The following is a 20,355-nucleotide window of genomic DNA, read 5'->3' on the forward strand; positions in this document are numbered from 1 at the left end:
GCTTTTGCCCATGGGCGGCCTCCCGCCCCTTTTCACCCGCGAAATGGGGTTCCGGGATCAGGGTCAGAGGTAGTCGTAGTTGATCTCGGTGTCCGGGTCGAAGAAGACGACGCCGCCTTCCATGGGCCGCAGGTAAATGGTGTCTCCGTGGTCCACGCTGATGCCGCGTGGGACCTTCACCGTGATGCGATCGCCGCGCACAGCGATGACGTCGTCGGCGCGCTCTTTGCGGTGCCCGTAGACGTACAGGTCGGAGCCGAGGTGCTCGACGATGTCGACCTCCACAGGCAGACCGTAGTGCTCGCCGGGCTGATTCACGCCGATGATTTCCCAGTTCTCTGGGCGCACGCCGACGATGACGCGCTCAGACTGCACCTTCGCCGCTAGGTCGCGTGGGATGTAGTAGTCCATAGCGTGGCCTTTGCCGCCGACGACGTGGCCGTCGATAAACGGCACATTCTCAATCAGCGTCATCGAGGGGGAGCCGATGAAGGAGGCCACAAAGGTGTTGCCCGGGTTGTCGTACAGATTGGCCGGGGTGTCCACCTGCTGGAGAATGCCCTTCTTCAGCACGCACACGCGGTCGCCCATGGTCATCGCCTCGGTTTGGTCGTGCGTGACGTAGAGCGTGGTTGTGCCGAGCCTGCGTTGCAGCTGCAGGATCTGCGCGCGGGTGGACACGCGCAGCTTGGCGTCCAAGTTGGACAGCGGCTCATCCATCAAGAACACCTTGGGTTCGCGCACGATCGCGCGTCCCATGGCGACGCGCTGACGCTGTCCACCGGACATCGCAGCGGGCTTCTTGTCCAGGAGGTCTTCGAGCTCGAGCATCTTCGCCGCGAAGTCGACCCGTTCCTTAATGGTCGCCTTGTCCACCTTGGCGTTTTGCAGCGCGAAGGCCATGTTCTGGCGGGCCGTCATGTTCGGGTAGAGGGCGTAGGACTGGAACACCATGGCAACGTCGCGGTCGCGCGGCCGCGTCTCCGTCACGTCCTCGCCGTCGATGAAGATCTGGCCTTCGTCCACCGGCTCCAGCCCCGCGAGCATGCGCAGGGTGGTGGACTTGCCGCAGCCAGACGGGCCCACGAGGACCAGGAACTCGCCGTCGGCGATGTCCAAGCTGATGCGGCTGACGGCCGGCGGGCGAGACGGATCGTAGATGCGGGACGCCTGCCGGAATTCGACGGTTGCCATGTGCGACTCCTATTCTGCTTCAGCCGGTGAAACTACTTGTCCAGCTTCGGGGCGATGTCGCGGTCGATGACCTGCTGCGTTTCGGTATCCAGATCCGCGAAAACCTTCTCCACGTCCTCGCCGCCGACGGTGATGCGGTCGAGCGCGCCGCCGATGCGCTTGCCGCCGCCCGGCACGAACACACGGGCGTAGTCCTGCGGCTTGGTGTTGTCGTTGAGCTGCTTGATCGCGGTTTCGGCGTTCGGGTTCTCGTCGAGGAACTTGCGCTCCTCGGGGTCCTCGAGCGCGTCCTTACGCACCGGCATGTACCCGGTCTGCTGCGAGAACTTGATGGTGTTCTCCGTGTTGGTGATGAAGTCGATGAACTTCACGGCGTTCTTCTTGCGGGTGTCCGAGATACCGTTCGGCACCGCCAGGCCGGCACCACCGGTTGCTGCGGACGGGCCGGGGCCCGGCAGGTAGGTGGTGATGAACGGCACGGTCGCGGATTCCTTCAGACCGCCCAGAGAGCCGGTCGATTCCAGCAGTGACGACGCGTTACCGTTGCCGAACGCAACGGTCGGGTCGGTGCTGATCTCAATGTGGCCCTTCTTTACCTGATCCTGGAGGAACTTCGCGGCCTCGATGGTCTTCGGGTCGCTGAACGTCGGCTCCCACTCCTGGGAGTACGCACCACCGAACGCCCATACCATGCCCTGGAAGTACCAGTCGAGGTAGCTAGAGCCGTCCGGGATGGTCAACGCCGGGTGGCCGGTGGTCTCCTTCAGCTTGCCCGCCCACTCGTCGAACTCCTGCCACGTCTCCGGGCCGCGGTCCGTGGGCAAGCCTGCGGCCGCCAGGTCCTCGGTGTTCCAGTACATCAGGTTGGTGGAGCGGGAGTACGGCACGCCGAAGTGCTTGCCGTTGTACTCGTAGTCGTCGCGCAGGGTATCCACGTAGGAGTCCGCGTTGATGTTCTCGGACTCCCACAGGTCGTCCAGCGGCGTCGTGGCGTCGTTCAGCGCGAAGTTGAACCACGTCACGTCGGAGGCCACGATGACATCGGGCAGATCGGAGCCTGCAAGCGCGGCGTTGAACTTCTGCGCCAGCTCTTCGTAGTTGGCGCCGCCGTCCACGAGCTCGACGTCCAGGTCCGGGTTTTCCTTCTCAAACGCCTCGATAAGCTCCATCTCAAGGTCGCGGGAGTTGCCCGGGTGGTTGGACCAGAACACGATCTTGTTCTCGTCGCCGGCTGCGTTGCCGCCGTCGGAGTTGCCGCCGTCGCTAGTGGAGCCGCCTGCGCAGGCGGTGAGAGAAACGGCGGTCAGCGCGGCCAAAGCTACGGCGCCGAGGCGCTTGGTTACAGAGCGGTTGGACATGGGGTTCTCCATTCTTGAGATGGTGTGGAAAGTAAGTGGCCGGGCTAGCCCTTGACGGCGCCCGCGGTCAAGCCCTTGATCATCTGCTTCTGCAGCAGAATGAACACGATGATCATGGGCAGCGTGGTCAAAACTGTTCCTGCCATCACCGGCGCCCAGTTGGTCAGGCCCTCGGCATCCTGCAGGCGCGTCAGGCCCACCGGCAGCGTCGCCGCCGCCGGCGTATCGGTGATGAGGAACGGCCAGAGGTACTCATTCCATTCGTTCACAACGGTGATGAGCAGGAATGCTGAGAGGGTGGGCCACGACATCGGCAGGACCACCTTGAACAGCCGTGTGAAGAAGCCGGCGCCGTCCATTTCCGCCGCCTCCATGATCTCGGACGGCAGCGACTGGAAGTGGTTGCGCATGAGGAAGCAGCCGAACGCCACTCCCGCCAAGGGCACGATCACGCCGGTCCAGGTGTCGCGCCATCCAAGGGACGCGGCGAGTGCGTAATTGGAAATGATGGTGATCTGGTTGGGCACCATCAACGCGGCGATGACGACCAGGAACAACAGGTTGCGCCCCGGGAAACGGAGGAACGCGAAGGCGTACGCCGACAACACGCCGAGGACCACCTTGACCACGGTGAGGATGAGCGTGATGCCGATGGAGTTGCGCAGGTATTGCGGGAAGCCTGAGGTCTCCCACACGCGCGCGTAATTCTCCGGCACCAGCGGATCCGGCCAGAACGTGATCGGGTCCGAATACACATCCTGGTAGGTCTTGAACGACGTGATGACGATGAAATACAGCGGCACCAGGATCATCAGCACGGTGAGCACCAAGGCGATGTAGCCGAGGATCTTCATCCCCCGGGAACTGGTCTCCGCGGGTGCGCCGGTGCGTTTGCGCTGCGCCTCGGTGATCACTGGGTCACCGTCTGCTTGGCTCCCCGGAACCGGCGGGAGGGTGTCCTCGCCGCGCACGACCGGTGCGGGACGCTGCTTGCCGCTCGCACCCGGCTCAGCCGAGAATTTGGTCGACACTTACTTGTCCAGCCTTTCCTGCAGCTTGATCTGGAGCACGGTGATGATCAGAACAATGAGGAACATGACGGTGGCCACCGCAGCGCCATAACCCGCACGGCCGTTCACGAACGTCTCGGTGTACACCTGGAACACCATCGTCGTGGTGCCGTAAGTGAACGGGCCGCCCCTCGTCATTGCGTTGATAACGTCAAAGACCTGGAAAGAACTCAGCAGCACCGTGATGAGTAGGAAGAACGTCGTGCCGCGCAGCTGCGGCAGCACGACCCGGAAAAAGTGGCGCGCGCTCGACGTGCCGTCAATTTCCGCGGCCTCGTCCAAGTCGTGCCGACGCCCCTGCAGGGCGGCGAGGTAGATGACGAAGACGTAGCCGACGTTTTTCCAGATGTACGTCACCGTGATCATGAACAACGCCCAGCCGGAATTCTGGTAGAAGTTCGGCACCGGAATGTTCACGAGGTTGAGGAAGTACTGGATCAGCCCGTACCGGGGATCAAACACGAACTGAAAGGCCACGCCGATGGCTGCGCCGGCGATAACGTAGGGGGCGAACACCATCGAGCGCACCGCGGCCCGACCGAACAGCTTCTGGTCCAGCAACACCGCCAGCGCGAGTCCAATCACCATCGACCCCGCCACGGCGAAGAACGTGAAGATGATGGTGTTCCAGACGATGGTTGACGTCTCGGGCGCACGGAACCAGTCGATGTAGTTCTGCAGCCCCACCCACGTCATCGTCGGGGAGGAAATGTTCCAGTTGTAGAACGAGATACGGATGTTGTCCACCAGCGGGCGGTAGGTGAACATGATCAGTAGCAGCAGGTTCGGCCCGATCAACAGGGCAGCCAGGCCCACCTGGCGCCAGTCAATCTTCCGGCTCCCCTTCCCGCGGTTCGCCGCGTACTCCGTGGAGACTTCCGGCTCCACGGAGACGGCCGGGATTGTTGAACGCATGTAGCGAACCGTAAAACCGTGGCGTGAACGCACGGTTAACTGCGCGTTGTCTGCAAGGAAACGTTGCGGGAACGCATCGTGCCACGCACTGCGGCCGCCGCCAGATCCAGCTGGAAGGACCCAGCTATTCGCCGGAAACAAGCGGTTAGCTGGGTCTTAGTAGCTGAATTTGGCCAACCCAGCGCAAGCAGATGACGCTAGATCGTCACCTGACGGGACTTAATATTGTCCAGCTGCTTGCGCTCGTCGGCCGAGAGTGCGGCGTCGTTGCCGTACTCGGCCTGGATCTGTTTGTCCAGCGCAGCCAGCGCGGACTCGTACGCGCCGGCCTCCACCGAAGGGTCAAGATCGAACACCGGCACCACCACACCGTGGGTGCGGAACACGCCGGCGAACTTGGTGCCCTCGCCCAGGTTCAGCTCGCCACGCGCGGCGATGCGGGCCAGCGCGGAGAGCATCTGCGCCTCGTTGTCCTCGGTGCGCACCCACCGGATGTGGGCTTTGCCGCCGCCCGGGTTCACCCACCAAACCGCACCCGGCAGGCCGTCGCCCACCTTTTCGGACGGCAAGACGGCGCTGTTGGCCTGCTGGAATGCCTGCTGGATCTGCGGCGGCACCTGCGCACCCTCGGGGAACCACCAGGAAAAGTCCTGGTAGGTGGTGATGGTGGGGGTGGCGGAGCCGTCGAGAAGCGTGGCCAGCTCCGGCTGCGAACCGTCGGCGACGGTGGACTGCAGCGTCTCGCCTGGTGCCGCATCCACCACCCAGTTCAGCGCGTAGGCGAGGTCGCGGCCCGGGTTTTGGGAGTGGGAGGTGACCTGCAGCGCAACGAAGCGCTCGCCGCCCTCGCTCTCCTCGCGCACCAGCGCGGCGCCGGCGCCGGGCAGCACGGTCACGATGTTGACGGGCGTGCCCTTGACGTCGAACGTAGCGGTGGCGGACGGCACGAACTCCTGCAGCGCGACGAGGTCCGCCTCGGCCGCGAGGCCGCCGAACGGGCGGGGGTCTTTCTGCAGCTGCTCGCGCTCGGCAGCGCGCGCGGCCAGTTTGGCCTCGCGGCGGGACATACCCTCGGGCAGGTCCTCGCGGTTCTTTTTCTTCTTCGGCTTGCGTTGCACCATGGGCGCAATCGTACCGGCAGGCCTATGGCAGCAACCGCCGCGAATGCCAGCGGACGCTACGCCAGCGTCTCCAGCGCGATGTGCGGCAGGTCGGTGCCGATCAAGGACGCGCCGTGGTGTTGAAGCCACAGCATGTCCTTGGGCAGGTTCACGGTCCATACGTAGGTGCGGAATCGCCCGTCGAGAAGCTCGGGCTGCTGCCGAGCCAGCCGCACGCTCGGCCCGGCGCCGCATTCCCCGACCGGTTCGAACCCCTCGTCAGCGAGCAGGAACGTCTCCAGATCCGGGAGGAGCTGGTGGAACCGCTCGATCGCCTCCGGGTTGAAGGAGATGAGGTGGACGCGCGGATCACGCTCCATCCCGCGGGTGCGCAGCACGCGGGCCACTGCCTCCTCCAGCGCCGGGCCGAACGGGGAGGGGTGCTTGGTCTCAATCAGGATGTGCTTACCGGGGTACTGCTCCAGCAGGTCCAGCAGCTCGTCCAGCAGCATGATCTGCTGCGGGTCGTCCTCGGTGCCGACGTTGAGCTGGCGCAACTCGTCCAGAGTCATCTGCCCTACCTCGCCGCTGCCGTCGGAGGTGCGGTCCACGGTGAGGTCGTGGATGACCACCACTTCACCGTCCTGGCTCAGGTTGACGTCGCACTCAATGCCCGCGATGTCCAGCTTGAGCGCTTCCTCGAAGGCCCGGCGCGTGTTTTCGGGGTACAGGCCGTTGAAGCCGCGGTGCGCGATGATGCCGGTCATGTGCTTCCGCCTACCCAGCCAGCGCCGCTGACGGCACCTGGCCAAACGTTGCCAGGGCGACATCAGGCTGGTCGGTGGCAATCACGTCAACGCCGTTGTCGGCGCACCACTGCATCTGCCGCGGCGTGTTCACGGTCCACGTATACGTCTTCAGCCCCTGGTAGCCCAGCAGCTCGCGGCGCAGCTGCAGGTGCTGCAGTGCCGGCCCCACGCCGTAGGGGCGGGAGAGCATGCGGTTTTTCCTGTTCCACCGCATCTCTTTGAGCCGGAACAGATAGAAGGTTTCCAACTCCGGCGCCATCTCGGTGAAGTAGCGCACCGCGCGGTGGGAGAAGGAGATCACGTGCACGTTCTCGGATTCGTGCAGGCCCGCATACCGGAGGCTGCGCAGCGTCTGCTCGTCCACCTCGGGCCCGTAGATGGTGGGGTGCTTGGTCTCAATGTAGAGGTGCTTGTCCGGGTGGTCCTGCATGAGCTCCAGCAGTTCTTCCAGGCGCATGATGCGCTGCGGCTCGTCCGCGGTACCGCAGTTGAGCTGCCGCAGCTCCGCAAAGTCCAGGCAGTCCACCCGCCCCGTGCCGTCTGTGGTGCGCGACACCGACGCGTCGTGGAACACCACCACGCGGCCGTCGCGGCTCAACCGCACGTCGCATTCGATGCCGTGGATGGGCAGTTTCAGCGCTTCCTCGAACGCCCGGCGCGTCAGCTCGGGATACCTGCCGGAAAATCCGCGGTGCGCCACAATCTTCGGCCCGTTGTGCTGCAGCGTGTGCTCGGTCTGCTCGCTCACGGCTTGGAGGCTACTCCCGCCCCGCCTCCCCCGCGACCGGAGCAAATTTGGGACAATCACACCCGTGGCATTCCAGCTCCTGCGCGACACACGCAAAGCCCTGAACCAACTCCCCGCCGCGCTCGAGCGCGCCCGCGACCGATACTCCGTGAAACGCGACGGCCTTCTCGCGGTGCCCATCGCCGCCCTCGAGATGCTCGGCGACATCTCCCCCGGCGTGCGCATGCGGGGCCCTCGCCGCCTGCCGCCGAACTTTGGCGCGGGCCTCATCGGCGCTGAGGTGGCCACGTGGGGCGCGGTGTCGCCCTCCCTCCTGCCGCACAGTTGGTGGGCCACCGCGGCAAATGTGGGCGTGCTGCAGGGCATCGGACATGGCTTTGCGACGGTAGCTTCGCAAGCCCTCCGCCCTGCCCTCGACGATTCCCCGCGCCGTCCGCTTCCCCTCCCGGTGCGGGTGGCCATGACCGGCGTCACCGTCGGCGTGTTCGCCACCTCCATGCGCCGCCGCATACACCAAGAGCGGCTGGTGGAAAGCGACGACACGTTCAAGGTGAGCGCGCAGATTGTGGGGGTCACGCTGGGCACCCTCGGCTACGGCGCGGTGCTGCTCGTCGGCGACGCGATCCAGACCTTCATCGACGCGATCAACGAGTTGCTGGGCAAAAAGCTGCCGCCGGTGGCGTCCTGGCCGCTGGCCGTTATCGGCGGCGGCGCGGTGCTCGTCGTGGTGGGCGACCGGATGGTCGTGCGCCGTTTCGCGGAACGCGTGAGCCGCCAGGCGCTGGAGCTGGACCGCGAGTTCCTGCGCGGCGCCGACCAGCCGCGCCGCCCGCAGCGCTCCGGTTCGCCGGATTCCGCGGTGGATTGGAACACGATGGGCCGCCAGGGCCGCGCGGTGGTTGCGGGCGGGCCCCGCAAGGAGGACATCGAGCGGCTGGTCAGCGGCGACGCGATGGAGCCGATCCGCGTCTTCGTGGGCTTGGACGCCGAGGCCGACGCCGACCCGGACTTCGAGGAGATGGCCGCGGTGGCCGTGCGCGAGATGCACCGCACCGGCGCGTTCGAGCGCAGCCACATCGCGGTGATGTCCGCCGCGGGCACGGGCTGGATCAACGACTTTCACACGTCCGGCTTCGAGTTTGTCACGCGCGGCGACTCCGCCATCGTGTCCATGCAGTACTCCTACCTGCCCTCGGCCTACTCCTACATGGCGGACCGCGCGAATCCGGTGCGCTCCTCGCGGGTGCTCATCGAGGCCATCCGGGGCGAGCTCGACCGCCTCGACCCGCACGCGCGCCCGAAGCTGTACATCGGCGGCGAATCGCTCGGCGCGTACGGCGTCTCCGACGCGTTCGACACCGTCGACGAGTTCCTCGATCAGACCGCCGGCGGCGTGTTCACCGGCACGCCGGGATTCGCACACAACCACAGCGAGCTGACCAAGCACCGCGCGAAGGGCTCGCCGCAGCGCCTCCCGCTTATCGACGGCGGCCGCCACGTCCGCTTCACCGCGCACCCCGCCCACATCCGCCACGACTTCCGCGGCGAAAACTACGCCAACGCCTGGGAGGAGCCGCGCTTCGTGTTCGCGCAGCACGCCTCAGACCCTGTGGTGTGGTGGGAGCCGAATCTGGCGTGGCGGGCACCGGACTGGCTCAAAGAGCCCGGCTCCCGTGGTGTGCCGGCGCCGCGGGCGCAGCACCTAGACGCGCTGGACACGATGCGGTGGATGCCGCTGGTGACGTTCTGGCAGGTGGGCATCGACCAGCTGCCCTCGAAGGATTACCCGTCCCCCCACGGGCACAACTACCACGACGAGACGGTCGCGTACTGGAACGCCGTGGTGCACGGCCAGGGCGAGCACGCCGGTGCGGGCCTGCTCACGCGCCCCGAGCTCGTGCGGGTGGCGCGCTGGATCCACAACGACGCCACCAAGACTCGCATGCCCAAGGGCGGTTTCCCCTCAAAGCACGGGTACTAGCTAGATGCCGCAGGCCACACCCGTGGAGTGATGCGGGCAGTAGCCGTTCGGCACCTTGTGCAGGTACTGCTGGTGCTCCTCTTCGGCCAGGTAGTACGTCACGCCGTCCTTCTCCACGGACGCGACTTCGGTCGTGATGTCGCCGTAACCGGCGCTCTTCAGATCAGCTTCGTACTGGCGGATCCATGCACGGATCTGCTCGGCCTCCGCCTCGGTGTCCGGGTAGAAGGCGGAGCGGTACTGCGTGCCCACGTCGTTGCCCTGGCGGTAGCCCTGGGTCGGGTCGTGCGCCTCCAGCGCGGTCTTCACGATCTCCTTGAGCGAGATCACCTGCGGGTCGTAGACCACCTCCACCACCTCGACGTGGTTGGTCTGGCCGGTGCATACCTCGCGGTAGGTGGGGTTTTTGGTCACGCCGCCCGCGTAGCCCACGGAAGTGGACTCCACCCCGTCGAGTTGCCAGAACATCTTCTCGGCGCCCCAGAAGCAGCCGATACCGATGAGGATGCGCCGCTGCCCCTCCCGCCAGGGCCCGGTGGTCGGGGTGCCAAGCACTTCGTGGACTCTCGGATTGGCCAGTACCGGCTCGGCGCGGCCGGGGAGGGCGGAGCTAGCGTCGACAAGCTTGGGTGAAGGTGCGAAAAGAAATCCCATGCCCCTTGCAACGCAGGGCTCCGCGACGCTGTTCCCAAATTTTCTCTACCATGGGTGGCGCAACTGATTCGCAGACGAAAGGAATCAATCATGGCTGTTTACGAGCTTCCGGAACTCCCCTACGCATACGACGCGCTGGAGCCGCACATCTCCGCCGAGATTATGACCCTGCACCACGATAAGCACCACGCAACCTACGTTGCCGGTGCAAACGCCGCGCTCGAGGCACTCGAGGCCGAGCGCAACGGCGAGGCCAACCCGGACCGCCTCCGCGCGCTGTCCAAGAACCTGGCCTTCAATCTGGGTGGCCACACCAACCACTCCATCTTCTGGAAGAACATGGCACCGAACGCTGGCGGCACCCCGACCGGCCAGATCGCTGAGGCCATCGACCGCGACTTCGGCTCCTTCGAGGCCTTTAAGAAGCAGTTCTCCGGCGTTGCCACCGGCCTGCAGGGCTCCGGCTGGGCAGTGCTCGGCTACGACCACATCGCTGGCCGCCTGATCATCCAGCAGCTGACCGACCAGCAGGGCAACGTCTCCGTGGACTTCACCCCGGTGCTCATGCTGGATATGTGGGAGCACGCGTTCTACCTGCAGTACAAGAACGTTAAGGCTGACTACGTCCAGGCGTGGTGGAACGTTGTCAACTGGGACGACGTCAACGAGCGCTACGCAAAGGCAGCTGCTTAACGACGTCATATCGTTCCGCTTTCCCCGGCCCCGGCCTTCGCGCCCGGCCGGGGTTTTGCGTTGCGAGCTCAAGCCGCGCACGCACCAGCGCCCGCCGACCCTCTGAGCCGGGGCGGCGGGCGCTGGTGTTCCCTGTGATACGTCGAGTCCGTGCGAACTCGTTGTTTATTCTAGGTTAGCCTTACCTAACGGCGCAATGGTTTTGCGAAAATCCGCGTGCGATTTTCCTAGCATGGTGGACATGCGGAAAGGCAGCCTGGAATACCGTCGCGCAACGCTGGCGATGTTGGCGTTCGGGCTTGCCATCTTCAACACCCTCTACGCCACCCAGGCGCTGCTGCCCACGCTCACCGACGAGCTGGGGGTCAGACCCTCCACCGCCGCCCTCACGGTCTCCGCCGCAACCGGCGCCCTCGCCGTGTGCGTGGTGCCGGCCTCTATCCTCTCGGAGAAGTACGGGCGCGGGCGCGTGCTGGTCATCTCCGCGCTGGGCGCTACCGCGCTCGGGATGGCCCTCCCGCTCGCGCAGACCGCGGGACAGCTCATCGCCATGCGCGCAGTCCAGGGCGCCCTTATCGCGGGCACGCCGGCGGTAGCGATGACCTGGCTGTCCGAGGAGCTCGACGCGGCCGACCTGCCCGGCGCGATGGGCCTGTACATCGCGGGCAACTCCATCGGAGGTTTAAGCGGGCGTCTTATCCCTGCCTTCCTGCTTGAAGTCACGTCGTGGCGCTGGGCGACGTTCGGGTCCGCGCTGGTCGCCTTCACCCTGGCGGTAATAGCGGCGTGGGCGTTGCCGGAGCAGCGGAACTTTGTGCCGAAGGCGTCGATACGCCCCAGCGTCGAAATACGCGCGATGCTGGGGCACCTGCGCAACCCCCGCCTGATGGGGTTGTACGCGACCGCATTCATGGCCATGGGCGTGTTCGTGTCCATGTACAACTTCTTCGGCTTCCGCGCGGTGCTGGACTACGGCCTCCCCGCGGCCCTGAGCGGGCTGGTCTACGTGGTCTATTTGTCGGGCACCTGGTCCAGCGCGCGGGCCGGCGCGTTTTCCGAGCGTCACGGCCGCGGCGCGGTGTTGCTGTCGTCGGCGGCGCTGATGCTCCTGGGAGCGCTCGCCGTGGCGGCCCCGAGCTTGTGGGTGGCGCTCGCTGGGCTCTTGGTATTCACCGCCAGCTTCTTTGCGCTGCACTCCACGGCCTCCGGGTGGGTCGGCCTGATCGCCGAGCACGACCGAGCGGAAGCGTCCAGTATGTACGTGTTCAGCTACTACATGGGATCGTCCATCCTGGGGGCTGCAACCGGCTGGGCGTACGAGGGTTTGCCGTGGGCCGGGTTCGTCGCGGTGCTCGCGGCCGCACTGGGGGTACAGGCACTAGTGGCCGCGGCGCTGTGGAAGGCCGAGCGCTAGCAGGTATCAGGTGCGGCGGAAGCTGTCCACCTCCCCGCCTCACACCGCCCCGTCACACGCTGCCGAAGTCGGGCACGCCTGGAGCGCCCGCGGTAAGGAAATCGCGCACCGCCCGGGTAGCCCGGCAGTCGTCCTCGTTGTAGCGCAGCAGCATATCGCGGGCAGCCTGATCGCCGAGGCGGGCCGCGCGCCGCAGGGCCACCGAGCGCTCCCCGTCCACGTCGTCGTCCTCCCACTCAAAGCCGACCACCGGACCAAGCACCTTCAGCCCCAGCCCATCAGTACCCACGAGCGAGCGGCGCACATGTGCGAACACGTCCACCCACTCATCGGAGGCGATGAACGCTGCGACCTCAGCCTCGTCGACGGACGCGAACCGCTTCGCGGACGAACGCAGCCAGTGGTTCTCCCCACCCGCGGCGTAGCAGTAGGCGCGAAACGTCTTACCCTCCGCGTGCGCGGCCGCCCGGCGCGCCATCAGCCAGGACCAGAACGCGGCGAAATTGCCCTCCTCAGAGCCCCCGCCGACCTCGTCCCAGGTAACAAAAGGGCGGTAGCGCGACCCGTCAAACGTGCCCCACAGGTACGCGCCCTGATCCAGGTAGGCCTCCATGTCGACGTCCACCTCCACGTCGGCGCGGGGCACAGGCGCGAAACCGGGCCGCCGCAGCACCGGAACGCCAGCGCGCCAGGCGCGGGCCAGGGCGGCGGGTTCGGGCGGAGCATCGTCGATAAGCTGCTGCACCGTATGGATGCCGCGCTCACGCCAGACGTCGCCGCGGCCGCCGGGCAGCAGCAGCGAGATGTCGTCGAGCTCCACTAGACGGGGCTCGCACAGAGGCCAGAACCTGCAGGCGGCACACTGTTTCAGCCGCTTTGGCTCGGTCGGCAGCGGCGCGAGCAGTGCACGCACGAGCGGCTCGACGTAGCGCTCGGGTTCGCACAGGTAGGCGCGGCTGCGGTCTTGCCCGATTACGGCACCTCGGCCGTCCGCACGCTCCCCAAGCAGCAGATGCGCCAGCGCCACGCGGTACCCGTCCACGGTGTGGTGGCGCGGCTTCGCCCCGACCACCAGCGGCTTCCCCAGACCAAGCCGGCCTGTGGGGACCATCTCCATCTCGTCGCCGGCGTGGGCGCGCGCGACGCGGTGGTTGGATATCACCACCGGCATGTACCCCGCATCTGTGCGCACGAGAATGTCCACGTCGGCCTCCGCGTCCACGCCCTCCACAGCGCCGACCAGGGTGGCGTTGGTGATGAGGTGGGCGCGGCGCCGGAACGCCTCGCGCGTCGCGTCGATACGGTCGCCAGCCGGGTCGATGTCAACGCGCAGGAAGGCCTTGCCTGCGCCGTCGCCCACAGCACGCTTGACGGGCAGGAGCTCGAAGACGGCGGCACGCGCGGCGTCTATCTGCGGCTGGCGGATCAGCGCCTCCGGCAACTCGGGCACGTCCGGGTGCGCGCGGCGCTGTCGTTGGCGGAAGCGGCAGCCCACGAGGTCTGAAGCGCGCACGGGTTCGTAACTCACAATGCCCAAACGATACCCGGGCGGGGGTGTCTGCCAGGCAGGTAGAGTGTGTGAGCGTTAGAGCGAACGATTAGAGGAGAGATACCGATGGGCGTTTTCGAGGCCATCCGCAAATCACGCGCGAAGACGAAGGCAGAGGTCAAGGCGGCGCAGGTACACGCCCGCCAACTGGCCAAGCGGGAGGCCAAGACCGACGAGCGCGTGGCCAAACTCCTGGACAAGGCAGAAAAGCGCCTGCTCAAGGAAGAGAAGAAGGGCCTGAAGCGCAAGCAGAAGCACGAGAAGGACCTGGCCAAGGCGCACCTGAAGCGCATCGAAGAATCCGGCATCACCCAGAAAAAGGCGAAACAGTGGGTCTCCGCCGCCCGCGTGCTGGTGCCGGTGCTGCTGCCGCTGGCGTACAAGGCGCTGACCTCCTTCCAGCAGGGGCAGGTGAACAACCGCGCGGCCGGTCTCGGCCTGACGTCGCAGGATCTCGCGCGCCACTCCGGGCGCGGCGCCGAGCTGAAGGCGCGCATCGACGCGGTGCGCCAGAACGTCGAGCAGTCCGACAAGCTCGGCGACGGGTTCAAGGGCGACGCGCGCGTGCGCCTGGACGAGCTGGAGCAGGCCGTGCGCAACGCGGAGCACGCGAACCCGGAGCAGCGCCGTCTGGCGCACAACTCCGTCAACGACGACCTCAACCAGCTCTCCGCCGAGGTGCACGAGAAGCTGTCGAAATAATCCCCCTGTTGTGAGGCTGAGGTACGAAGCCTTACAACGAGGTCGCTACAGCACTCCCTGCTCGCGCGCCGACGCCACCGCCGACGTGCGCGAGCGCACGCCCAGCTTGTCGTAGATGTGTACGAGGTGGGATTTCACGGTCGCCTCGGAGAGCATGAGCTGGCGCCCGATCTCACGGTTGGAGGATCCGGCCGCCACGAGCTGGAGCACCTCCAGCTCGCGCGGGGTGAGCGACGAGCGCGGGGTGCGCTCCCTGGTTTCCAACCGGTCGCGCACGACCGACGACATGGTGGCGTCCCCCCGCGCAGTCGATCGCGCCGCCGCGACCAGCTCTTCCGGCGGAGCGTCCTTGAGCAGGTACCCCACCGCACCGGCCTCGATAGCGCCGAGGATGTCCGCGTCCGTGTCGTAGTTGGTCACTACCAGCACCTTCGGCGGGTGGGGCATGCTTCCCCGGATCGCGGCGGTGGCCTGCGCACCGGTGGTCACGCGCTGGCCCTCTGCTCCTGCACCGAAACGCAGGTCCATGAGGATGACGTCGATGCCGCCCGCTTGCGCGGCAGCAATCGCGCCCTCCGCGGTGGCGACCTCTGCGACTACCTTGATGTCCTCGGCCTCCTCCAGCACGGAGCGCAGGCCGAGACGGACAATCTCATGGTCGTCAGCCAGCAGTACCCGGATCAACGTCGGCCTCCTCGCCGGTTTGTGGGTCGTTCTTTTGGCTGATACTAACCGGCACCGCCACCGACAGCGCCGTCGGCCCGCCGGGCGCGGACTCGATTTCTAGCCGTCCGCCCAGCTCCGCCGCACGCGAGCGCATTGCATCCAGCCCGAGGTGGCCCAACCCGCTGGGCTTCGATCGCTGTGCGCCCACGTCGAAACCGCGGCCGTTGTCCACCACGTCCAGGCGCACCTCCCCCGGCGCGTACGTCAGCGTGATTCGCGCCGCAGAAGCACCAGCGTGGGTGACCACGTTGGATACCGCGCCCTGCGCGATGCGCAGCAGGCCCGCCTCCACCCGCATGGGCAACGGCACGGCGTCGCCGTCCACCTCCACCCCGATGTCCAGCCCGCCAGCGGCTCCGAAATCCCCCGCAACACGGGTGAGCGCATCGCGCAGCGACGCCTCCGTCAGCGGCGCCGGAGCCAGCGCGGCGATCATCGCCCTCGTCTCCGCCAAGTTGTTGGACGCCGCACGCCGCGCGGTCTCCATCTTCCGCAGCGGTTGTTGCGCCGCCGCCTCTGGCAAACTGCCCCGAACGTCGTTCTCTGCGGAGTGCAGCAGCATCTGGATGGACGACAGGTTTTGCGCCACGGTGTCGTGCAGCTCGTGCGCCAACCGCTCGCGTTCCTGCGCCACGCCGGCAGCCCGCTCCGTCTCCGCGAGCCGGTCCCGGGTGGCAAGCAACTCGTCGATAAGCTGCTGCCTCTCGCGGCTCACGCGTGTGATGGTGGCGAACGCGTAGTTGATGGCCACTACGACCACCGCCGAAAGCGCCGGCCCCATCACCCCGCCGAGGGTGAGCCCCGCTGGAATTTGCATGCCGATACTCACGCCCAAGCACACCGCCACCCACGCGTACCCCACCCAGTTGCTAAACGCGCGCAGTGCCACGAAGAACAGCACGAAAACCCAGTACACGGCAACCGGCGAGACGGTCATATCCGCCACCCACACCGCCGTGGAGCCGAGCATCCACACCGCGCGACCCAGCGGGCCCCAGCGGTACATCTCCACCATGCCGTAAAACAGCAGGAAGGCGAACGCCGCCGTCAGCACGATATGCAACAGCGCTTCGTTAAGCGGCATCCGCGCAAGCACGCCGAACGAAACGAGCATGAGGCACACTGCCAGGACGGTGATGCCGGTGTCGAGCGCCCGGTAGTCCGTCGTCCTGCCGGGATGCTGCTCCAACAGCACTAATCTGGAGCTCATGCGTCTGAGCGTACCCACCGCCCTGCTCGCCCTCGCCGGGTGCTCTCAGGAGCCTTCGCTTCACGACGCCCCTTCGGCCAACCCCGACCCCGACCCCACACCCGCAACTCGATCCTCGTGTGGTCGCAAAACCTCACCGAGCGTTTTCTGCAGGCGCGGTTGCCGGACTCCACGCCGGCATTGTTGCTGTTGTTTTGGGGCATATGTTCCAGTCATCGTGGTGTGGGTACTGGATTACCGCTTGGATGTTGATGGTGGGTGCCGTTCTCGGTGGAGCCCTCATGGCGGGTTTACCCGGTGTATGACAGACGCACGGCGACGGCACACATCTACGCCAACGTTGGAGGCTTCGTTGGCTGTGCTGCCCTTGCTTCGCTTACCGTCCTCGTGCCGGCAATGTGGAGGGTCAGAGGGGTGCGAGACAGGACCTCGGTGAGCCTTGTTGCGCTTCTTGCAGGAATTGCAGTGGCGGTATGCGGTGCCAGTGCGGGATGGCCACCCGCGGAAGGAATCGGCCTGGTGATCTACGCGGCGGGTTGGGTGTGGCCGTTGCAGGGATGGGTGGCCACGCTTATTGGATCCCGCCCGCGGCCAACTTACCCGGCACTATCCGCGCTCGCTGCAGTGATCGGGCTCGTGGTTTCTATTCTCATCCACGCGGTGGGGCTTCTCCGCGGTGCTGAGTCACAACCTCCGATTCTCATGCTGCTGCTTGGATTCGTCGCGCAACTCTTGATCGGCACCATGAGCTATCTACTTCCCACGACCATGCGCGGTGGCCCCGGGGCGGTCCGTGCGGACGTCAGGCGGCTCGGTGCTGGCGGGGTCTTCCGCTTCGCGCTGTACAACCTCGCGCTCGTCACCTGGTTCCTGGCGCAGAACTCCGCGTTGCGCATGGCCATGAGACTGCTTGTTTTCGGCGTGCTCCCGGCCTTTTTGCCCCTGCTGGGTAGCGGAGTGAAAAACTAATTGGCAGTGTTAAAGGGCAAAGCAGAACCTCCGGCGCGAGAATACGATGCCCACGCAGTGGTACAACTCGGGGTGGCAGTAGCAACGGTGGCAGTAGTTTCCGTGGTGACGGGCATACCCACCAGTGTCTTCTAGAACTACACATTCCTCGCGCGTCCGCCACGCCGCTTTTCGGTGGTAAACCTGTTTAAGTGCGGAAATGATGGTTTGAATTCTGTAGATGACGGTGAAAGAGGTGGGACGGTGTCTGACAGCAATATTCCGCGGCCCACAACAGAGCTGCTCCGTGCCGCCGCACGCTTGAGCGCGAAGCAACGCGAGGTACTGGGGGCGCTCAAAAAGTTTCCGGAAGGCGCACGCGTCGACGAGCTCAGTGACGCCCTCGGCATGCACGTCAACACCATTCGCGGTCACCTCGACGAGTTGATTCAAGACGGCATCGTCTTCTCCATTCCCGCTGCCGCGGGTGGACGTGGGCGCCCCCGACAGGTCTATTTCGCCCGGTCCCCGCGCCAAGACAGTGTGGCCGCCGAGTACATTTCCCTCGTTGAGGTGTTAGCCCAGCTGCTGCCAGATTCTGATGTAAACGCCGCCCGGGAGGCAGGGCGCGCTTGGGCTCGGCGCGCCGCAGCGGGTTTACCCCCGGAGCGTCGGATGGGAGAACTGGTCTCCAAACTGCGCGAGATGGGGTTCGATCCCAGGCTCCGCGACGGTGGCAACGAAGTTGGCCTACACGCCTGCCCCTTCATCACGGCTGGCGGGCAGCGCCCCGCGCCTGCGATCTGTGTGATGCACGAAGGTTATCTGCAGGAAGTATGCGCATCCGAGGCGGTTAGCCTGTTCCCCTTCGACAGACCGGGGCAGTGTGGGGTGCGTTTCGGCACAACCCCCGGCGATACTCCGGGGATTTAACCCACGAGCCAATCATTCGGGCTGAACAGCTCGAAGTAGACGCCCTTGGGGGATTTATCAGCCGGCAGGGCTTCAATGTCGGCGCGCAGAGCCTGCAGAAATGCCACACCGCCGCAGAGATAGACATCGGCACCAGCAAGGTCGTATTCCGCGATGTTCACCCGCTGACCGGCATCCCTGAAAGACACTTCCATTGTCGCATCCGCGATCGTGGCAATGAGCTCGCGCGATTCCTCGCGCTGAGCCCACGATTCTTCGCTCACATCTGCGTGGAGGTATGTCACCTTGCGGCTCGGCTCTTCTGCGGCGAGATGACCGAGGATACCTACCATTGGAGTGGAGCCGATACCGGATGAGACGAGCACTACCGGGTTGTCCCCCTCATGGAGGACCAGGTCGCCAGCGGCGAGGGTCGCATCCACGGTGTCTCCGACTTCAATGTTGTCGCGCAAGAAGGTGGAAACCTCACCCTCGGTGAGAACCGCGATGCGGTAACGGTTCGCGTCACCACCGATGATGGAATACTGGCGCAGCTGTCGAGCACCGTCGGGAAGCTTGACACCGACAGAGGTGTACTGACCCGGTCGCGGCACTGAGAAGTCCCCGGTCAGAGTGTAGGCAGTCACATCCTCGCTGAGCCTTTTCTTCTCGGTGACCGTTGCGGTGCGAAACACTTCACTGGGGGTGACGTTATCGGAGGCGTAGAGCTTGGCCTCGTGTTTGATCAGAACATCCGCCATGAGCCAGTAGACCTTGTCCCAAGCTTCCGCGACCTCAGGCGTGACGGCATCACCCAGCACATCGACGATGGCGGCCATGAGGTTGTCATGGACGATCTGATACTGGTCGGGGGTGATGCCGAGTGAAACATGCTTATGGGCAATACGGTCGAGCATCATCACCGGGTCGGGTGCGCTCGGGTCAACCAGCTGCGTAGCGAAAGTGGCCACCGATGCCGCCAGTGCTTTCTGCTGGGCACCCTGTTTTTGATTACCTCGGTTGAACAGGTCGGAGAGCAACTCCGGGTGCGCGGCGAACATCTTGGAGTAAAAGACGCGGGTGATGGTTTCGATATTTTCCCCGACCAGAGGCAGCGTGGCCCTGATGGTTTCGCTGTGTTCCGGACTTAAGTGGGCTGATTTGGTGTCGGGCAGATCGGTGACGAACACGTGGTGATCCTTTCACGGGACGGGATGTTTATAACCGAGTTTACCCGTGTTTAATAAGAGAGGTGAGGTTACCTCACCCTAGCCACATGGGGCCGGATTGGATGGATCCTCAGGCGAAGGAGGCTAGTCGGCGACTAGAGCCGTGGCCATCTTGCGGGTTTCCCTTGCCTGTTCCAGAGGACCCTCGCAGAAGCGGAGAACATACCGGGAGTTATCTACACCCGGAAATGAACCCGCAGGCTCCGGGCTTCGGGGCGCGCTATAGGTGCCACCGGGAGCATCTTGACCCCGTCCCGCAGGTTACTGAGGGCGATGCTTCAAGCCAGTGACAAAGCTTCGCGGCATCCTCACCCAGCGCAACGACGATCCATACATCATCTATAAACAGCAAGGATATCCAAGATAACTGCAGGGCCAGCGATAAACTGACCTTCTTCGCTCGGATCTTTCGGGCCTTGACGCTCCATCTGACGGCGACGATCACGACCCAATGCATTCATCCCTGGGAGAGAAAGAAGCGGGTACCACTTTTCAGAAGCGATGGTTTTTCTCACTTTCCCGACGATCTTATAGGGCCCTTCGAATTGGGCGCCGGGGACGATCCATCTTTTATCAAGCGTCCCCACCACTTTCCAATCGGTGTCATACCCCTCCCCCACAATCACCGGGGAGAGATCCATCCTCTCTAGAAAAGAACTCATTGCCTCGAGAGAGGAAGAGTCGGGCATATTTGCCGTATCCCACCCAGACGCTGCCGCGAAAGGAAGCATCGCCCTAAAGCCTCGAATTGTTTGGCTTACCTCTTTCCCATTTGCCATAAGAGAGCTGAGCTCTGGAATATAGGCCTCACACTCCCATTCCAACAGGGCACCCGATCCAATATCAGAGAAGGCGCTGTCCGGCTCCAAAACTTCAACCCAGCCTGTCGATTCGGGGTCTTCGTGGCCAGCGTCTATCAAACGCTTCAATTTCGAAACCTGATGATCGCCAAAGCTGAAGGTACTTTCCGTCTCGGAGCTACTTCCCACTCCCCCGTTAACAGGGCCCACGTTAACTTTTCCACTACGGTCTTTTCCGTTAACCGTTCGCAAAGTCTCGGACTCTCGGACCCCTCCCTCGATCGTAGAAATATATCCGTCGAGAGTGTTTACATCCAGGTATTCAGCCTTATACAACATCTTC

19 protein-coding genes are annotated in these 20,355 nt (G+C 64.9%); 6 read left to right on the top strand and 13 right to left on the bottom strand.

Annotation, left to right across the window (positions count from 1 at the left end):
* Window positions 1-63 precede the first annotated feature (63 nt).
* From CUREI_RS10470 to CUREI_RS10500, 7 genes are all read right to left on the bottom strand, one after another.
* Window positions 64-1,194, bottom strand: a complete 1,131-nt coding sequence (locus tag CUREI_RS10470) for an ABC transporter ATP-binding protein (RefSeq protein WP_038613328.1) — start codon at window positions 1,192-1,194, stop codon at window positions 64-66.
* 32 nt (window positions 1,195-1,226) lie between these two features.
* Complete coding sequence (locus CUREI_RS10475) at window positions 1,227-2,564, bottom strand: ABC transporter substrate-binding protein (protein ID WP_051952345.1); 1,338 nt, start codon at window positions 2,562-2,564, stop codon at window positions 1,227-1,229.
* A gap of 32 nt (window positions 2,565-2,596) precedes the next feature.
* Window positions 2,597-3,406 (bottom strand): carbohydrate ABC transporter permease, encoded by an 810-nt coding sequence (locus CUREI_RS10480; RefSeq protein ID WP_201773358.1) that lies wholly within the window; start codon window positions 3,404-3,406, stop codon window positions 2,597-2,599.
* A gap of 177 nt (window positions 3,407-3,583) precedes the next feature.
* Window positions 3,584-4,537, bottom strand: coding sequence for a carbohydrate ABC transporter permease (locus CUREI_RS10485; RefSeq protein ID WP_038613334.1), 954 nt, complete (start codon window positions 4,535-4,537; stop codon window positions 3,584-3,586).
* 197 nt (window positions 4,538-4,734) lie between these two features.
* Window positions 4,735-5,658, bottom strand: coding sequence for a DUF5926 family protein (locus CUREI_RS10490; RefSeq protein ID WP_038613336.1), 924 nt, complete (start codon window positions 5,656-5,658; stop codon window positions 4,735-4,737).
* Window positions 5,659-5,714: 56 nt separating this feature from the next.
* Window positions 5,715-6,404, bottom strand: a complete 690-nt coding sequence (locus CUREI_RS10495; protein WP_038613338.1) for a glycerophosphodiester phosphodiesterase — start codon at window positions 6,402-6,404, stop codon at window positions 5,715-5,717.
* Window positions 6,405-6,414: 10 nt separating this feature from the next.
* The gene (locus CUREI_RS10500) at window positions 6,415-7,194 is read right to left on the bottom strand and encodes a glycerophosphodiester phosphodiesterase (protein WP_084768345.1); all 780 of its coding nucleotides are present in this window, start codon (window positions 7,192-7,194) and stop codon (window positions 6,415-6,417) included.
* A gap of 64 nt (window positions 7,195-7,258) precedes the next feature.
* Here CUREI_RS10500 and CUREI_RS10505 point away from each other — a divergent pair, with 64 nt between their 5' ends.
* Window positions 7,259-9,175 carry an alpha/beta-hydrolase family protein gene (locus CUREI_RS10505; protein ID WP_236627202.1) on the top strand — a complete coding sequence of 639 codons (1,917 nt, stop codon included), beginning with the start codon at window positions 7,259-7,261 and terminating at the stop codon, window positions 9,173-9,175.
* On the opposite strand, the gene msrA is transcribed toward CUREI_RS10505, so the two are convergent.
* The gene (gene msrA / locus CUREI_RS10510; protein WP_038613340.1) at window positions 9,176-9,829 is read right to left on the bottom strand and encodes a peptide-methionine (S)-S-oxide reductase MsrA; all 654 of its coding nucleotides are present in this window, start codon (window positions 9,827-9,829) and stop codon (window positions 9,176-9,178) included.
* Between the two features lie 90 nt (window positions 9,830-9,919).
* Between msrA and CUREI_RS10515 the strand changes: the two genes are divergently transcribed.
* On the top strand, window positions 9,920-10,522 hold the full coding sequence (locus CUREI_RS10515) for a superoxide dismutase (RefSeq protein WP_038613342.1): 603 nt from the start codon (window positions 9,920-9,922) through the stop codon (window positions 10,520-10,522).
* A 241-nt stretch (window positions 10,523-10,763) separates the two neighbouring features.
* Window positions 10,764-11,936, top strand: a complete 1,173-nt coding sequence (locus CUREI_RS10520) for an MFS transporter (protein WP_236627203.1) — start codon at window positions 10,764-10,766, stop codon at window positions 11,934-11,936.
* Window positions 11,937-11,988: 52 nt separating this feature from the next.
* Here CUREI_RS10520 and CUREI_RS10525 read toward each other — a convergent pair whose 3' ends face one another.
* Window positions 11,989-13,464, bottom strand: a complete 1,476-nt coding sequence (locus CUREI_RS10525; RefSeq protein ID WP_236627204.1) for a TM0106 family RecB-like putative nuclease — start codon at window positions 13,462-13,464, stop codon at window positions 11,989-11,991.
* 87 nt (window positions 13,465-13,551) lie between these two features.
* On the opposite strand from CUREI_RS10525, the gene CUREI_RS10530 reads away from it, so the two are divergent.
* Window positions 13,552-14,187: a DUF6474 family protein gene (locus CUREI_RS10530; protein ID WP_038613348.1), complete on the top strand. Its 636-nt coding sequence runs from the start codon at window positions 13,552-13,554 to the stop codon at window positions 14,185-14,187.
* 45 nt (window positions 14,188-14,232) lie between these two features.
* Here the strand turns inward: CUREI_RS10530 and CUREI_RS10535 are convergent, their stop codons facing one another.
* On the bottom strand, window positions 14,233-14,871 hold the full coding sequence (locus tag CUREI_RS10535) for a LuxR C-terminal-related transcriptional regulator (protein WP_038613350.1): 639 nt from the start codon (window positions 14,869-14,871) through the stop codon (window positions 14,233-14,235).
* Window positions 14,849-16,123 (bottom strand): sensor histidine kinase, encoded by a 1,275-nt coding sequence (locus tag CUREI_RS10540; RefSeq protein ID WP_051952346.1) that lies wholly within the window; start codon window positions 16,121-16,123, stop codon window positions 14,849-14,851. The genes CUREI_RS10535 and CUREI_RS10540 overlap by 23 nt, the downstream gene beginning before the upstream one ends.
* Window positions 16,124-16,642: 519 nt before the next feature.
* Between CUREI_RS10540 and CUREI_RS10545 the strand changes: the two genes are divergently transcribed.
* A complete protein-coding gene (locus CUREI_RS10545) occupies window positions 16,643-17,092 on the top strand; it encodes a hypothetical protein (protein ID WP_038613352.1) in 450 nt (149 codons plus the stop codon).
* A 243-nt stretch (window positions 17,093-17,335) separates the two neighbouring features.
* Complete coding sequence (locus tag CUREI_RS10550; protein ID WP_038613354.1) at window positions 17,336-18,004, top strand: helix-turn-helix transcriptional regulator; 669 nt, start codon at window positions 17,336-17,338, stop codon at window positions 18,002-18,004.
* On the opposite strand, the gene CUREI_RS10555 is transcribed toward CUREI_RS10550, so the two are convergent.
* Window positions 18,001-19,173 carry a globin domain-containing protein gene (locus CUREI_RS10555; protein ID WP_038613356.1) on the bottom strand — a complete coding sequence of 391 codons (1,173 nt, stop codon included), beginning with the start codon at window positions 19,171-19,173 and terminating at the stop codon, window positions 18,001-18,003. The genes CUREI_RS10550 and CUREI_RS10555 overlap by 4 nt on opposite strands.
* A 374-nt stretch (window positions 19,174-19,547) precedes the next feature.
* Window positions 19,548-20,351 carry a DUF6414 family protein gene (locus CUREI_RS10560; RefSeq protein ID WP_038613358.1) on the bottom strand — a complete coding sequence of 268 codons (804 nt, stop codon included), beginning with the start codon at window positions 20,349-20,351 and terminating at the stop codon, window positions 19,548-19,550.
* Window positions 20,352-20,355 lie beyond the last annotated feature (4 nt).

The organism is Corynebacterium ureicelerivorans (assembly GCF_000747315.1).
Taxonomy (GTDB): domain Bacteria; phylum Actinomycetota; class Actinomycetes; order Mycobacteriales; family Mycobacteriaceae; genus Corynebacterium; species Corynebacterium mucifaciens.

Coding starts and splice junctions, on each gene's coding strand:
- CUREI_RS10530 (WP_038613348.1), top strand. CDS start 13,552: ATGGGCGTTTTCGAGGCCATCCGCAAATCACGCGCGAAGACGAAGGCA.
- CUREI_RS10470 (WP_038613328.1), bottom strand. CDS start 1,194: ATGGCAACCGTCGAATTCCGGCAGGCGTCCCGCATCTACGATCCGTCT.
- CUREI_RS10495 (WP_038613338.1), bottom strand. CDS start 6,404: ATGACCGGCATCATCGCGCACCGCGGCTTCAACGGCCTGTACCCCGAA.
- CUREI_RS10475 (WP_051952345.1), bottom strand. CDS start 2,564: ATGGAGAACCCCATGTCCAACCGCTCTGTAACCAAGCGCCTCGGCGCC.
- CUREI_RS10480 (WP_201773358.1), bottom strand. CDS start 3,406: ATGAAGATCCTCGGCTACATCGCCTTGGTGCTCACCGTGCTGATGATC.
- CUREI_RS10485 (WP_038613334.1), bottom strand. CDS start 4,537: ATGCGTTCAACAATCCCGGCCGTCTCCGTGGAGCCGGAAGTCTCCACG.
- CUREI_RS10560 (WP_038613358.1), bottom strand. CDS start 20,351: ATGTTGTATAAGGCTGAATACCTGGATGTAAACACTCTCGACGGATAT.
- CUREI_RS10540 (WP_051952346.1), bottom strand. CDS start 16,123: ATGAGCTCCAGATTAGTGCTGTTGGAGCAGCATCCCGGCAGGACGACG.
- CUREI_RS10490 (WP_038613336.1), bottom strand. CDS start 5,658: ATGGTGCAACGCAAGCCGAAGAAGAAAAAGAACCGCGAGGACCTGCCC.
- CUREI_RS10515 (WP_038613342.1), top strand. CDS start 9,920: ATGGCTGTTTACGAGCTTCCGGAACTCCCCTACGCATACGACGCGCTG.
- CUREI_RS10520 (WP_236627203.1), top strand. CDS start 10,764: ATGCGGAAAGGCAGCCTGGAATACCGTCGCGCAACGCTGGCGATGTTG.
- msrA (WP_038613340.1), bottom strand. CDS start 9,829: ATGGGATTTCTTTTCGCACCTTCACCCAAGCTTGTCGACGCTAGCTCC.